12 protein-coding genes are annotated in these 14,585 nt (G+C 73.9%); all 12 read left to right on the forward strand.

Annotated features, from left to right (window positions below):
• The first annotated feature begins 1,000 nt into the window (after positions 1 to 1,000).
• The 12 genes from ABD194_RS04410 to pyrG are packed head-to-tail and all read left to right on the forward strand — an operon-like array spanning position 1,001 to position 14,583.
• Positions 1,001 to 1,708, forward strand: a complete 708-nt coding sequence (locus ABD194_RS04410; RefSeq protein WP_343988239.1) for a tetratricopeptide repeat protein — start codon at positions 1,001 to 1,003, stop codon at positions 1,706 to 1,708.
• Between the two features lie 23 nt (positions 1,709 to 1,731).
• Positions 1,732 to 2,877, forward strand: a complete 1,146-nt coding sequence (locus ABD194_RS04415) for an HAD-IIA family hydrolase (protein ID WP_343988242.1) — start codon at positions 1,732 to 1,734, stop codon at positions 2,875 to 2,877.
• Positions 2,878 to 2,921: 44 nt separating this feature from the next.
• Positions 2,922 to 3,266: a hypothetical protein gene (locus tag ABD194_RS04420; protein ID WP_343988245.1), complete on the forward strand. Its 345-nt coding sequence runs from the start codon at positions 2,922 to 2,924 to the stop codon at positions 3,264 to 3,266.
• Positions 3,263 to 4,063 carry a TlyA family RNA methyltransferase gene (locus ABD194_RS04425; protein WP_343988247.1) on the forward strand — a complete coding sequence of 267 codons (801 nt, stop codon included), beginning with the start codon at positions 3,263 to 3,265 and terminating at the stop codon, positions 4,061 to 4,063. The genes ABD194_RS04420 and ABD194_RS04425 overlap by 4 nt, the downstream gene beginning before the upstream one ends.
• Positions 4,060 to 5,004 carry an NAD kinase gene (locus ABD194_RS04430; RefSeq protein ID WP_343988250.1) on the forward strand — a complete coding sequence of 315 codons (945 nt, stop codon included), beginning with the start codon at positions 4,060 to 4,062 and terminating at the stop codon, positions 5,002 to 5,004. Before ABD194_RS04425 ends, ABD194_RS04430 begins: the two co-directional genes overlap by 4 nt.
• A 9-nt stretch (positions 5,005 to 5,013) precedes the next feature.
• Entirely contained in the window at positions 5,014 to 6,795 is a 1,782-nt protein-coding gene (gene recN / locus ABD194_RS04435; protein WP_343988253.1) for a DNA repair protein RecN, read from the forward strand.
• A 26-nt stretch (positions 6,796 to 6,821) separates the two neighbouring features.
• A complete protein-coding gene (gene steA, locus ABD194_RS04440) occupies positions 6,822 to 8,003 on the forward strand; it encodes a putative cytokinetic ring protein SteA (protein ID WP_343988256.1) in 1,182 nt (393 codons plus the stop codon).
• Positions 8,000 to 8,944: a copper transporter gene (locus ABD194_RS04445; protein ID WP_343988259.1), complete on the forward strand. Its 945-nt coding sequence runs from the start codon at positions 8,000 to 8,002 to the stop codon at positions 8,942 to 8,944. The genes steA and ABD194_RS04445 overlap by 4 nt, the downstream gene beginning before the upstream one ends.
• 53 nt (positions 8,945 to 8,997) lie before the next feature.
• Entirely contained in the window at positions 8,998 to 9,861 is an 864-nt protein-coding gene (locus tag ABD194_RS04450; protein ID WP_343988262.1) for a hypothetical protein, read from the forward strand.
• Positions 9,858 to 11,570, forward strand: a complete 1,713-nt coding sequence (gene murJ / locus ABD194_RS04455) for a murein biosynthesis integral membrane protein MurJ (RefSeq protein ID WP_343988265.1) — start codon at positions 9,858 to 9,860, stop codon at positions 11,568 to 11,570. Before ABD194_RS04450 ends, murJ begins: the two co-directional genes overlap by 4 nt.
• A complete protein-coding gene (locus tag ABD194_RS04460; RefSeq protein WP_343988268.1) occupies positions 11,567 to 12,793 on the forward strand; it encodes a glycosyltransferase family 4 protein in 1,227 nt (408 codons plus the stop codon). The genes murJ and ABD194_RS04460 overlap by 4 nt, the downstream gene beginning before the upstream one ends.
• Positions 12,794 to 12,804: 11 nt before the next feature.
• The gene (gene pyrG, locus ABD194_RS04465; protein WP_343988272.1) at positions 12,805 to 14,583 is read left to right on the forward strand and encodes a CTP synthase; all 1,779 of its coding nucleotides are present in this window, start codon (positions 12,805 to 12,807) and stop codon (positions 14,581 to 14,583) included.
• The last annotated feature ends 2 nt before the right edge of the window (positions 14,584 to 14,585 follow it).

A 14,585-nucleotide genomic window follows, 5' to 3' on the forward strand; every position in this document is an offset into this window, starting at 1 on the left:
CTTCAGCGCCGATGGTACTGCACTGGTGACGGTGTGGGAGAGTAGGACGCAGCCGGACACACTTTGTCAGAGCGCCCCAGACGGAACTTCATTGGTCCGACTGGGGCGCTCTTTCTTTTTGCGCACGGAACTGAGAGGTGGCGCCGACCATGGTCGGCGCGGAAGGATGCTGAACATGAGCGAGCAGGACGGCAACGAGCGACGGGGCGACCGGCGCGACGACACCGGCGGACATCGCCGGCCCGGGCGACGGGAGGAGCCCAGGGGTGGCTCCGGTGCCCCGAGGTCCGGTGGGTACCGCTCGGACGACCGCCGCTCCTCCGGTGAGGACCGGGGCGGCTACCGTTCCGATGACCGCCGCTCCTCGGGTGGGGACCGCGGCGGCTACCGCTCGGACGACCGCCGCTCCTCGAGTGGGGACCGCGGCGGGTACCGTTCCGATGACCGCCGCTCCTCGGGTGGGGACCGCGGCGGCTACCGCTCGGACGACCGCCGCTCTTCGAGTGGGGACCGCGGCGGGTACCGCTCGGCCGACCGCCGCTCCTCCGGTGGGGACCGCGGCGACTACCGTTCCGATGACCGCCGCTCCTCCGGTGGGGACCGCGGCGGGTACCGTTCCGATGACCGCCGCTCCTCCGGTGGGGACCGCGGCGACTACCGTTCCGATGACCGCCGCTCCTCCGGTGGGGACCGCGGCGGCTACCGCTCGGACGACCGCCGCTCCTCCGGTGGGGACCGCGGCGGGTACCGTTCCGATGACCGCCGCTCCTCCGGTGGGGACCGCGGCGGGTACCGTTCCGATGACCGCCGCTCCTCCGGTGGGGACCGCGGCGGGTACCGTTCCGATGACCGCCGCTCCTCCGGTGGGGACCGCGGACCCCGGCGCTTCGACGACCGACCGCGTGGAGGCGCGGGACGAGGCCAGGACGAGGAGCGTCGTGGCGGCCCCCGCCTGACGCCGAAGTCGCCACGCAAGCCGGAGCCGGCCATCCGCGAGGGCGTGACCGGTCACGAGGTCGACCGAGCCGTCAAGAACCAGCTGCGCACGCTGTCCAAGGAGAACGCCGAGGGCGTGGCCCAGCACCTCGTCATGGTGGCCGAGCTGCTCGACGTCGAGCCCGAGGCCGCCCTGGCGCATGCGGAGACCGCGGTCCGCCGCGCCGGACGTGTCCCTGCTGCCCGTGAGGCTCTTGGACTCGTCGCCTACCGCCTCGGCGACTGGGCCAGGGCGCTGGGGGAGTTCCGGACGGTGCGCCGGCTCTCGGGCTCCAGCCACCTGCTGCCGCTCATGGTCGACTGCGAGCGGGCCCTCGGGCGCCACGACAAGGCACTCGAGCTCGCGCAGAGCGAGGAGGCCAACAACCTCGCGATCGACGACCGGGTCGAGCTGGCGATCGTCGTCTCGGGCATCCGCCGTGACCTGGGTCAGCTGGACGCGGCGGCGGCCGGCCTCAGCGACCTGGTCCGGCGCATCAACCCCAACCGCCCCTCCGCGGCGCGGCTCTTCTACGCGTACGCCGATGCCAAGCTGGCAGCCGGCGACCCGGACGCTGCCCGCGACTGGTTCGCCCGCGCGGCCGACGCCGACCACGAGCTGACGACCGACGCAGCCGAGCGCCTCGAGGAGCTCGACGGTGTCGACGTCACCGACCTGCTCGGTGACGAGGACGACGACGACCGCGGCTTCGAGGCCGCGCCGGAGCACTGACCGAGGCACCCGAGACCGAGCACATGCCACCCGGAACCCCACCCCAGCCGCCCATCGCCGGCTACGACGGCGTGGTCTGCGACCTCGACGGGGTCGTCTACCGCGGCGACGAGGCGGTGCCCGGGGCGCCGCGGTCCCTGCAGCAGCTCGTGGACGGTGGGGTGCGGCTCGTCTACGCCACCAACAACGCGTCGCGGGTGCCGGCCGAGGTCGCCCGACAGCTTGCTGCGCTCGGGGCTCCGGCGACGGAGTCCGACGTCGTCTCGAGCGCGCAGGCCGGCGCGGCCCGGCTCGCAGCCGACCTGCCCGCCGGCACGCGGGTCCTGGCCCTCGGCGGCCCGGGGGTCGCCGAGGCGTTGAGCCGGGCCGGCCTGGTGCCCGTCCGACCGGCCGACGTCATGGCCGAGGATCCTCCGGCGGGCGGCGTCGCCTACCCGGAGGTCGCCGCCCCCGGCGACGTCTCCGCAGTGCTCCAGGGCTTCGGGCGGAACGTCACTGTGGCGGACTTCGAGACGGCGGCCCGGCTGCTGACACGGGGCGTCCAGTGGGTGGCCACCAACGACGACGCCACGCTGCCCCTGCCGTGGGGGCAGTCGCCCGGGAACGGCGCGTACGTCGACCTGCTCGCCGCTGCCACGGGACGCCGACCGGACGTCGTCGGCAAGCCGCACCCACCGCTCTACCGGTTGGCCCTCGACCGCCTCGGAACCGCTGCGGTGCGCACCATCGCCGTGGGCGACCGGCTGGCCACCGACATCGCCGGGGCGCGCGCAGCGGGCCTGGACTCGGCGTGGGTGCTGACTGGTGTCGACGGCCCGTCCGACCTCCTGGACACGGATGCGACGCCCACCTTCGTCGTCGCCTCGCTCTCCGAGCTCCAGCGGCCGTATGCCGTGCCGCAGCGTGAGGCGCTCGGCTGGCGTTGCGGGGTGGCGACGGTCTCCTACTCGGACGAGCAGCTGGTCATCGGCCACGAGGGCGGCGACCGCATGGAGGTGGTGCGCGCCGGTCTCGCCGCCCTGGTCGAGGCGCGTGAACGGGGCACCGCCACCGACCAGCTGCGGCACGCCGCACGGGTGCTCGACCGGATCATCGAGGACGGCCGCGACGACTCCGGCCGCACCCCGGCGGCCGACGTCCCCGACGAGGAGCCGGCCTCCAACCGGTAGCGTGACCGCAGCGACCCACCCACCTCGCAGGGAGGCATGCACACATGTTCGGTGACAACCACGCCCGGAGCCACGACTCCGGGTCCGAGGATCCCACCGACCTCGCCACGAACACCGGCACGGACACCAGCGCGGTCGACACCGCCTCCAGTGGCGCCGACCCGGCCACCGCGGACGCCCTCGATGACGCCTCGGTCGAGGCCGCACCACCCGAGGTGGACCCCGCCGCTCCGGTACCGATGCCACCGGTGACCGGCGACGAGGCCGTCGACGAGGCGATGATGCGTCTCGCCGAGTCGCAGGCCGGGTCGTTCGCCCAGCGCATCGAGTCGGGGGAGCACGCCCACCGCAGCCTGCAGAGCCGCCTCGGCGGCCTGGGTGGCGCGTGACGCGTCGTCTCGACGTCGAGCTGGTCGTCCGCGGCCTGGCTCGGTCGCGTGCCCAGGCCCGTGAGCTCGTGACGGCCGGTGTCGTCCTCGTCGACGGCGCCCCCGCCACGAAGCCGGCGCTGCCCGTCGGCGAGTCGACCGCGCTGGAGCTGACACGGGAGCCCGACCGGTGGGTCGGGCGGGCCGCGCTGAAGCTGCTGCGCGCCCTCGACGCCTGGCCCGTCCCGGTGGAGGGTCGACGGTGCCTCGACGTGGGAGCGAGCACGGGTGGCTTCACCCAGGTGCTGCTCGAGCGCGAAGCCGCCCACGTCACCGCCCTCGACGTCGGGCACGGGCAGCTGGCCGCCTCCGTCGCCTCGGACCCGCGGGTGACTGACCTGCCGGGCACCAACATCCGCGACGTCGATGCCGCCGCCCTCGGCGGTCCCTTCGACCTCGTCGTCTCCGACCTCAGCTTCATCTCCCTGCGGATCGCCCTGCCGGCCATGCGTCCGCTCGTCAGCGACGACGGCGACCTCGTGGTCCTCGTCAAGCCCCAGTTCGAGGTCGGCCGCGAGCGGCTCAGCCGCACCGGCGTCGTCACCTCCCCGCACGAGCACCGGCGGGTGCTTCGCGACGTCGCAGCCACCGCCACCGAACAGGGGCTGCACCTGCACGGCGCGACGGCCAGCCCCATCACCGGAGCCGACGGCAACCGCGAGTTCCTCTTCTGGCTCGCCCCCCGGCGGGTCCCCGGCGCGTCCCCGACCGCCTTGGATGACATGCTGGGGGCCATCGACCTGGAGGGAGACCTGTGACGCGCCGCATCCTGCTCGTGGCCCACCCGCGGCGCCCCGAGGCCCTGACCGTCGCCAAAGGAGTCGTCCATCGACTGACTGCGCTCGGCATCGACGTGTCGCTGCAGGCCGACGAGGCCCAGGCCCTGGACCTCAAGGACAGCTCCCGCGTGCACATCTCCTCCACCGAGGAACAGGTCGCCGAGGGTTGCGACCTCGTGGTCGTCCTCGGCGGAGACGGCACCATCCTTCGCGGCGCCGAGTTCGCCCGGAGCGTCGACATCCCCCTCCTCGGCGTCAACCTCGGTCACGTCGGCTTCCTCGCCGAGGCGGAGCGCGACGACCTCGACGCCACCGTCGAGCACATCGCCCGCAGCACCTACGCCGTCGAGGAGCGCATGACGCTCCACGTCGACGTCAAGCTCCACGGCGACCTCGTGGCGAGCAGCTGGGCCCTCAACGAGGTGAGCGTCGAGAAGGCGGCCCGCGAGCGGATGCTCGAGGTCACCGTCGAGGTCGACGGGCGCCCGCTCTCGAGCATGGGCTGCGACGGCGTCATCGTGTCCACCCCGACCGGCTCCACGGCCTACGCGTTCTCCGCGGGCGGGCCGGTCGTCTGGCCCCAGGTCGAGGCGATGCTGCTCGTCCCGAGCGCTGCGCACGCGCTCTTCGCGCGGCCGCTGGTGCTCGGCCCGGACACCCACCTCGCCGTGGAGATCCAGGCGGCGACGGAGGGCGTCGGGGTGATGTGGTGCGACGGGCGCCGCCACGTCGACCTGCCGCCGGGCGCCCGGATCGAGGTACGCCGTGGGCTCCGTCCCGTACGCCTCGCGCGACTGACGAGCGCCCCCTTCACCGACCGCCTCGTCGCCAAGTTCAACCTCTCGGTCGCCGGGTGGCGCGGCAACGGCGAGAGGGCCGTCGCTCCCGGCACCGCGCGTGGCGACGGTGCCCGGCCCTAGGGTGGTCGCGTGTTCAGCCAGATGAGGATCCGCGGCGTCGGCGTCATCGACGAGGCCGTCCTCGACCTCAGCCCCGGGCTCAACGTCCTGACCGGTGAGACGGGCGCGGGCAAGACCATGGTCGTCTCCGGTGTCGGTCTGCTCCTCGGCGAGCGAGCCGACTCCGGGCTCGTCCGCACCGGCACGCAGTCCGCGTTCGTCGAGGGCGTCGTGCAGCTGCCGCTCGACCACCCGGCTCTGGCGCGAGCAGCCGAGGCTGGCGGTGAGCACGACGCCGGCGAGCTCGTCCTGGCCCGTACGATCGCCGCAGCGGGACGGTCGAGAGCCCACGTCGGTGGTCGCACCGCACCCGTCTCCGTGCTGGCCGAGCTCGGGCAGATGCTCGTGGCCGTCCATGGCCAGTCCGACCAGTGGCGGCTCAAGCAGGGCGACGCCCACCGGGCCGTGCTCGACGACTTCGGCGGCCCGGAGGTCACCGCGCTCCGGGACCGCGTCGCCGCGCTGCACGACCAGTGGCGGGAGTGTGCCCGCGAGCACGAGCGGCTCGTGTCGGAGGCCCGTGAGCGGGCCCGCGAGATCGACTCTCTCACCGCCTCCCTCGAGGAGATCGAGGCGCTCGACCCCCAGCCGGCCGAGGACGTGGCCCTGCGTGCCGAGGACGAGCGCCTTGCCCACGCCGACACCCTCCGGCTGGCCGCGGCCTCTGCCCTCGCCGACCTCAGTGGCGACGACTACGCCGCGGAGCCCGCGCCCAACGTGCGTGACCTCATCGGGTCCGCACGCGCCGCCCTGGGCCCGGCCACCTCCCACGACCCGGCGCTCGCGGGCCTCGACGAGCGACTCCACGAGCTGGGCACCCTGGTCACCGACCTCGGTGGCGAGCTGTCGGCATACCTCCAGGACGTCGAGCTCGACCCCGAGCGGCTCGGCTGGGTCCAGGAGCGTCGTGCGGCCCTGGGCGTCCTCACGCGCAAGTACGGCGAGAGCGTCGACGAGGTGCTCGAGTGGTCCGGGCGCGCTGCCGCGCGGCTCGACCAGCTCGTCACGGCGGACGACCGCGTCGAGCGTCTCGGCGCGGAGGTGGCCGAGCTGGAGTCCGCCGTCGTCGCGGCCGCGCTCGCCCTCTCCGACGCCCGACGGGCTGCCGGGACGGAGTTCGGCACGCGTGTGTCCGACGAGCTGTCCCACCTGGCGATGGGCAAGGCGGTCGTGCACGTCGACGTGCGTCGCCGCCTCGACCCGGACGGCGTCGCGCTGCCTGACGGCGAGCGCGTCCGCCTGTCCCGGCACGGCATCGACGAGGTGGAGATCCTCCTGGCAGCCAACCCCGGGGCGACCCCCCGCAGCGTCGCACGCGCCGCTTCCGGCGGTGAGCTCTCCCGAGTCATGCTCGCCCTCGAGGTGGTGGGCTCGCGCAGCTCCTCCGGCGAGACGGCAGGGCCGCCCACGTTCGTCTTCGACGAGGTGGACGCCGGCGTCGGTGGACGGGCAGCCCTCGACGTCGGCGCCCGCCTGGCGGCCCTTGCCGAGCACGCGCAGGTCATCGTCGTGACGCACCTCGCGCAGGTGGCCGCCTTCGCCGACCGGCACCTCGTCGTGCACAAGGCCGACGACGGACGCATCACGTCCAGCAGCGTCTCGGCCGTGCAGGGCGATGCACGGCTGCGCGAGCTCTCCCGGATGATGGGCGGCGACCCGGACTCCGAGGCCGGTCTCGCCCACGCCGGTGACCTGCTCGAGCAGACCTCCGTCGCGCGCAGCCGCGCCGCGAGCGGCGGGATCCGGCGCTGAGCGGACGTGGCACGATTGGGGGCATCATGGCCCTTCCCATCCGCCGTCGCCCACGTGCCAGCGGCACCGGTCCAGGTGTCGTCGGGCCCGCCCGGGTGGACCGGCGCACCAAGACCCTGACGAAGCGCCTCCAGCCGGGCGACGTCGCCGTCATCGACCATGCCGACCTCGACAAGGTCAGCGCCGATGCCCTCGTCACGGTGCGCCCGGCAGCGGTCGTCAACGCCAGCGCCTCCATCAGCGGGCGCTACCCCAACCTCGGCCCGCAGATCCTGATCGACGCCGGCATCCCCGTCCTGGACGACGCCGGCCCCGAGGCCATGACCCTGATCGATGGTGACCCGGTGCGGCTCGACGGTCCCGAGCTGTGGTCGGGGGAGCGCCACGTCGCCACCGGCACCCTGCTGGACGCCGAGACGGTCCGAGCCCAGATGCACGACGCGCGCGCAGGTCTCGCGGTGCAGATCGAGGCCTTCGCGACCAACACGATGGAGTTCATCCGCAAGGAGCGCGACCTGCTGCTCGACGGAGTCGGCGTGCCGCCCATCACCACCGACCTCGACGGGCGCCACTGCCTCATCGTCGTCCGCGGCTACCACTACCGGGAGGACCTCGAGGCGCTGCGCCCGTACATCCGTGAGTACCGCCCGGTCCTCGTCGGCGTCGACGGGGGCGCCGACGCCATCCTCGAGGCAGGGCACCGGCCCGACCTCATCGTCGGCGACATGGACTCGGTGTCCGACCGGGCGCTGCGGTGCGGTGCCGAGATCGTCGTGCACGCCTACCGCGACGGCCGGGCGCCGGGGCTCGCGCGCGTCGAGGCGCTCGGCATCACGCCTGTCGTCTTCCCCGCGGCCGGCACGAGCGAGGACGTCGCGATGCTGCTGGCGGACGACTCCGGGGCCGAGCTGATCGTCGCGGTCGGCACCCACGTGACACTCGTGGAGTTCCTCGACAAGGGCCGCGACGGGCAGGCCTCGACCTTCCTCACCCGGCTGCGGGTGGGGGGGAAGCTCGTCGACGCCAAGGGGGTCAGCCAGCTCTACCGGGCACGCATCCCCGGCCGGCTGCTCGTCACGATGCTGCTCGTGGGCATGCTGGCGCTCTTCGCGGCGCTCGCCTCGACCCCGGCGGGGCAGGTCTGGCTGCAAGTCTTCGCGGCCCGCTGGGACGACGTCTGGACCGCCATCACCGGGATCGTCACATGATCGACTTCCGCTACCACCTCGTCTCGATCATCTCCGTCTTCCTCGCGCTGGCCGTCGGCATCGTGCTCGGCGCCGGCCCGTTGCAGGCCAACCTCGGCGACCAGCTGGGCGAGCAGGTCGCGGCGCTGCGCACCGAGAAGCAGGCCCTCAACGACAAGCTGACCACGAGTCAGAAGCTCGTCGACGCCTCCGACGAGTACGAGTCCGCAGTGCAGGAACGGGTCGTCCGCGGACGGCTCACCGGCCACCGGGCCCTCGTGCTCGCCATGCCGTCTGCGGACACCACCATGGTGGGCAGCCTCGAGTCCGTCGTCGGCCAGAGCGGCGCCGCCCTCACCGGCACGGTCTCGCTCAGCGCCGACTGGTTCGACCCGACTCGCGCCGACGACCGGGCATCGGCTGCCCGCGACGCCGCGGCTGCGTTGGGACTCACCTCCACCGCCACCGGCGACGCCCTCCTCGTCGAGGTCCTCACCGACCTGGCCGTCTCCACCACCGTCAGCACCATCTCGCCGAAGCGCATCGCGGCGCTCAAGGTGCTCCTCGACGCCAACCTGGTCGACAGCTCCGTCGCAGACCTACCGCCTGCCGACGTCGTGCTCGTCGTCTCGGGGGACTACGCGGGCACGGAGTCGGTGGTGAGCCAGCGTTCCGACGCCGTCCGTGCGCTGCTGACCGCCCTCGCGGGTTCCTCCCGGGCCACGGTCGTCGCAGGCGGTGAGACGGTCGCTGCCGCAGGCCAGCCCGCCACCTCAGACGCCGTCCAGGCGGTCCGGGAGAAGTCGGAGACGGCATCCGTGATCTCCACGGTCGACCACGTGCGCGCCGGCAACGGCCCGGCCGTCGCGGTCCTCGCGACCGAAGGTGCCCTCGACGAGCGCATCGGGCACTACGGCATCAGCGCCGGCGCGACAGCCAAGCTGCCTCGGGTCCTTCCGTGAGGTCGGGGCACCGTCGAGCGGGCTCCTCCGTGTGGACGTCCTTCCCTGTCGCGGTGTCGTCCGCCGTCGGCTCGTGGGCGCTGCTGCGCCTGGGACGCCGTATGCCGTCCGCGGCCCGAGAGCCCTGGGCTCGCACCAACCATGCGGGCCGAACCGTCACGCTGCTCGAGGGCCCTTCCTGGGTCGGTGGAGCGCTGGCAGGTGTGGGGATCGCCCTCATGGCCGGCCGCCGGCGCACCGGCTCCGCAGCCTCGACCGGCAGCCGACCTCAAGGATCCCCTGCCGCCACGGCACTCGTTGCGCTGGCCGCCGGCGCTCTCGGTGCGCTCGACGACCTGGCCGGAGGAGCAGCCGACAAGGGGCTCAAGGGCCACCTCGGCGCCCTCGCGCGCGGCCAGGTCACGACAGGCGCCGTCAAGGTCGTGGGACTCGGGGCCTGCGGCCTGCTCGGTGCCGCCGTGTCCGACACCGCGCGAGACCGCACAGACCGCTCGCCCGGCCCCCAGGCTGCGCCCGCACGTGTGCTGGGCGCCCTGGTCGGAGGGGCCGTCGTCGCGGGAGCCGCCAACGCCGTCAACCTCTTCGACCTGCGCCCCGGCCGCGCTCTCAAGGTGACCCTCGCAGCGGGACTACCCCTGGCCGGGACCCCGGCCGCCGCAGCCGCCGTGGGCGCGTCGCTCGGCGTCCTGCCTGACGACCTGCGGGCGACCTCGATGCTCGGTGACACCGGCGCCAACGCAGCCGGGGCCCTGCTCGGCCTCGCGCTCGTCGAACGGACGGGGCTGGCCGGGCGTGCCGCGGCGCTCACCGGTCTGGCCGCGCTCACCCTCGCGTCCGAGCGCGTCAGCTTCACACGGGTGATCGAGCGCAACCGTGTGCTGCGCCGCCTGGACGAATGGGGCCGGGAGGCGCGATGAGCGAACCGGCTCCGGCTCGCCCCAACCCTTCGCACCGGCGGCTGTTCGCTGCCGCCGGTGGCATCGCCGTGATCACCCTCGTGGCCCGCGTCGTCGGCTTCGGCCGGTGGTTCGTCTTCTCGCACTCGGTGGGGGCCACCTGCGTCGGCAGTGTCTACCAGTCGGTCAACGCCGTGCCGAACGTGCTCTTCGAGATCGCCGCCGGCGGGGTCCTGGCCGCCGTGGCCGTGCCGCTCGTGGCCGGCGCCCTCGGACGCGGTGACCGGCGCCACGCGGACGCCACGGCATCGGCCCTGCTCACCTGGGCCGTTCTCGTCCTCGTCCCGCTCGGAGTGGTCGTCGCCGCGGCAGCCGGACCGATCGCGGCGACCCTGCTCGGCACCGGGTGCAGCGACGAGGTGCAGCTCGGCTCCGAGCTGCTGCGGGTCTTCGCGCTGCAGATCCCGCTCTACGGCGTGGCCATCGTGCTGGCCGGTGTGCTGCAGGCGCACCACCGCTTCGCCGGCCCGGCCCTGGCGCCCCTGCTCTCGAGCCTCGTGGTCATCGTCACCTATCTCGCCTACCGGGGGCTGGCTCCCGACCCGGCGGCCGAGATCGGGGCCGTGCCGCACGACGCCCTGCTCGTGCTGGGCATCGGCACGACCCTCGGGGTCGTCGCGCTGGCCCTGCCGCTGCTGGTGCCGGTGCGCCGCGCCGGCGTGCGCCTTAGGCCGGTGCTGCGGTTCCCCGACGGCGTGGCGCGCCGCGTCAGGGTGCTGGCCCTGTCCGGGCTGCTCGCCGTCGGCGGCCAGCAGCTCGCGACCCTCGTCGTCATCCGCCTCGCCAACGACCGCGGCGGCGCCGGCACCCTCAACGTCTACACGTACGCCCAGGCGGTCACCCTGCTGCCGTATGCCGTCCTGGCCGTGCCGCTCGCGACGGCAGCCTTCCCGTCGCTGGCCCGTGAGCATGCGGCGGTCGACGGCGCCGGAGAGGCGGGCGCGGCCATGGCACCGGCCGAGCCCGGCGCCGCCGCCCGCACGCTGCGGCAGGCCTGGCTCGCCACGCTCGTCGTCGGCCTGTTCGGGGCGGCCCTCCTCGTGGCCGTGGCGGCCCCGGTGGGCGCCTTCTTCTCGGCCCTCGACGCCGGCTCGCAGTGGGACGCCTCAGCGGAGACGCTGGCAGCCATGGGAGACGCCGTGACCCTCTTCGCGCCCTCCGTCGCGGCGCTCGGGGTCGTGGGCCTGCTGACCAGGGCCGCCTACGTCCACGGCTCGCCCCTCGTCGCGGGCGCTCTCGCCGCGACCGGCTGGTTGGCCACCCTCGTGTTCCCCCTGCTCGTGCTCGACCCGGAGGGCGCAGGAGGTCCGGACACGGTGCGCGCCCTCGCCGCCGGGTCGTCGCTGGGCCTCGTGCTGGCCGCGGTGCTGCTCAGCGTGCTCGTCGGGCGCGCCTGGGGCAGCCACGCCCTGGCGCTGCCGCTGCGCCCGCTGCTGGGCGCTCTCGTGGGCTCCGCGGCGGCCGCGCTGGCAGGGCGGGCCGTCGCCTCCTGGCTCGCGATCAACGGCATCGGGCACTCGCTCGGGTCCAGCGTGGTCGTCGGCCTCGGCGTCGGGCTCCTCGCCCTCGTGGTGATGGTCGGTCTCGCGCTGGCCGTCGACCCGTCGGTCCTGCGCCGGGTGGCGCGACGCCCACGGCCCTCTCGGGCTCCCGCCGAGGTCGGCCCGTGAAAGTGCTCATGCTCCTCGGTCGGGCGACGGGCGGCATCGGCGCCCACGTGGACCGCCTGGTCGCCGACCTCCGTGGGCTGGACCACGAGGTGCAGGTCGTGACGGCCGCGTCGACCGCCGAGGCCTTCGGCTGGGTCGACGCCCGCCGGCTGTGGCCCGTCCACACGGGGGTCCGGGCGCCGCTGGGCCTGCTGGAGTGGCACCGGATCATGCAGCTCGCCGGCACCGCAGACGTCGTCCACGCCCACGGGCACCAGGCGGCACTGGTCGCTGCCGTCGCCGTGGCCCGCGCGCGGCCACGCCCACGCCTGTTCGTGTCCCTGCACAACGACCTGCCGCCCTCCCTCGCAGCCGCCCCTGCACCGTTCACAGCACCGTTCGCAGCGCCGTTCACGGCCGCGGCGCCCGCACCGGCGGTTGCGCGGCCCAGCGCCTCCTGGTGGTCTCGGGCGGGCTCCGGCGCGGCCAAGCGCCTGCTCGGCTGGTCCCTGCGGCAGGCGCAGCTCGTGACCGGGGCGAGCCCGGACCTCGTCGAGCTCGCCCGCGCCCTCGGGGCGCGCCATGCCGAGCTGGCGCTCGTGCCGTCGCCGGCGGTGGCCGAGCTGCTGGGGGCCGGGCGGCTGGTACCGGGGGAGCGGAGGCGTCTGCTGTCCGAGGTCGGTCTCCCGACCGAGCCGCCCCTCGTGCTCACCGTCTCGCGGATCGCCCCCCAGAAGGACCTGCCGACCCTCCTGGCGGCCGCCCGCCGCTCCCGGGTACCGGCGACGTGGGTCGTCGTCGGCAGCGGCGACGAGCGGCTGCGTGCGGACCTCGAGCAGGAGGCGGACGGCATACGCCACCGGGACGGCGGGGATGCCCGGGTGCGGTTCGTCGGGTCCCGGACCGACGTGCGGCAGTGGCTTCGCGCCGCGGACGTCTTCGTGCTGACGAGCCGGTGGGAGGCCCGCGCGCTCGTCGTCCAGGAGGCGATGGCGGCCGGGGTGCCCGTCGTGGCGACCCGGACTGGTGGACTGCCGGAGCTGATCGGCGACGCCGGTTCCCTTGTCACGGTGGGCGATCCGATCTCCGTCGCCGACGAGGTCGACCGCCTGCTGCTCGACCCCGACGCCAGGCACCGGATGAGCACTGCGGCACGTTCGCGAGCCGCTTCGTGGCCGTCGCCGGAGGCGGAGGCGCGCCGATGGGCGGAGCGCTACGCGGCGGACCCCCTCGACATGACGTAGAGTTGAAGCCCGTGGTGGAAACGACGAAGCACATCTTTGTGACCGGGGGCGTTGCCTCCTCTCTCGGCAAGGGCCTCACGGCATCCAGCCTCGGACGACTTCTGCGATCGCGGGGCCTGCGGGTCACGATGCAGAAGCTCGATCCCTACATCAACGTCGACCCGGGAACGATGAACCCGTTCCAGCACGGCGAGGTCTTCGTGACCGACGACGGCGCGGAGACCGACCTCGACATCGGCCACTACGAGCGCTTCCTGGACGTCAACCTCGTCGGCGCCGCGAACGTGACGACCGGCCAGGTCTACAACAACGTCATCGCCAAGGAGCGCCGCGGCGAGTACCTCGGCGACACCGTTCAGGTCATCCCGCACATCACGAACGAGATCGTGGCCCGGATGCGAGCGCTCGCCACCGGCGGCCCGGACGCGCCGGACGTCATCATCACCGAGATCGGCGGCACGGTCGGCGACATCGAGTCGCTGCCCTTCCTCGAGGCCGCCCGACAGGTGCGCCACCTCATCGGCCGCGACAACAGCTTCTTCCTGCACGTCTCCCTCGTGCCCTACCTCGCCCCCAGCGGCGAGCTCAAGACGAAGCCGACCCAGCACTCCGTCGCCGCACTGCGCCAGGTCGGCATCCAGCCCGACGGGCTCGTGCTGCGCGCCGACCGCGAGATCCCCGAGCCGATCAAGCGCAAGATCTCGCTCATGTGCGACGTCGACGTCGCGGCGGTCGCGGCCTGTGTCGACGCGCCGAGCATCTACGACATCCCCAAGGTGCTGCACCGCGAGGGCCTCGACGCCTACGTCATCCGCCGCCTCGGCCTGAAGTTCCGCGACGTCGACTGGACCGAGTGGGACCAGCTCCTCCAGCGGGTCCACGACCCCGAGCACCACATCGAGGTCGCGCTCGTCGGCAAGTACATCGACCTGCCCGACGCCTACCTCTCGGTCACCGAGGCGCTGCGGGCCGGCGGTTTCCACCACGACGCCAGGGTCAAGATCCGCTGGGTGGCCAGCGACGAGTGCCAGACCCCGACCGGTGCCCAGAAGGCCCTCGGCGGCGTCGACGCGGTGCTCGTGCCCGGCGGCTTCGGCGTGCGCGGCATCGAGGGCAAGCTCGGCGCCCTGACCTGGGCCCGCGAGAAGCAGGTGCCGACCCTCGGCATCTGCCTCGGCCTGCAGTGCATGGTCATCGAGTACGCCCGCACGGTGCTCGGAAACGCCGATGCCAGCTCCACCGAGTTCGACCCGGGGACGGCGCACCCCGTCATCGCGACGATGGAGGAGCAGAAGGCCTTCGTCGAGGGCGCCGGCGACCTCGGCGGCACGATGCGCCTCGGGCTCTACCCGGCGGCCCTCAAGGAGGGCAGCGTCATCCGTGAGGCCTACGGCGCGGCCGAGGTCAAGGAGCGCCACCGCCACCGCTACGAGGTCAACAACGCCTACCGCGCCGACCTCGAGGAGGCGGGCCTCGTCTTCTCGGGCACGTCCCCGGACGGCACCCTCGTCGAGTTCGTCGAGCTCCCGCGCGAGGTGCACCCGTACTACGTCTCGACGCAGGCGCACCCGGAGTTCCTCTCCCGCCCGAACCGGGCGCACCCGCTCTTCGCCGGCCTCGTGGGCGCCGCCCTCGAGCGCCGCCGCAGCGAGCGCCTCGTCGAGGTGGAGCGGCACCGGACCGCCGTCGACGCCGGCAGGGCAGCGACAGCGGAGGACGACGCCGCCGACCACGACGCATACGCCTCCGTCAGCTCCTCCGGCGCCGCGTCGGCGTCGGACGACGTCTGAGC

This window comes from Terrabacter terrae (genome assembly GCF_039529575.1).
In the GTDB taxonomy this organism is placed as follows: Bacteria; Actinomycetota; Actinomycetes; order Actinomycetales; family Dermatophilaceae; genus Terrabacter; species Terrabacter terrae.

What these genes read in the sequence shown, in the direction of transcription:
- ABD194_RS04415 (WP_343988242.1), top strand. Translation starts at nt 1,732, where the DNA reads ATGCCACCCGGAACCCCACCCCAGCCGCCCATCGCCGGCTACGACGGC.
- ABD194_RS04420 (WP_343988245.1), top strand. Translation starts at nt 2,922, where the DNA reads ATGTTCGGTGACAACCACGCCCGGAGCCACGACTCCGGGTCCGAGGAT.
- ABD194_RS04445 (WP_343988259.1), top strand. Translation starts at nt 8,000, where the DNA reads ATGATCGACTTCCGCTACCACCTCGTCTCGATCATCTCCGTCTTCCTC.
- murJ (WP_343988265.1), top strand. Translation starts at nt 9,858, where the DNA reads ATGAGCGAACCGGCTCCGGCTCGCCCCAACCCTTCGCACCGGCGGCTG.
- steA (WP_343988256.1), top strand. Translation starts at nt 6,822, where the DNA reads ATGGCCCTTCCCATCCGCCGTCGCCCACGTGCCAGCGGCACCGGTCCA.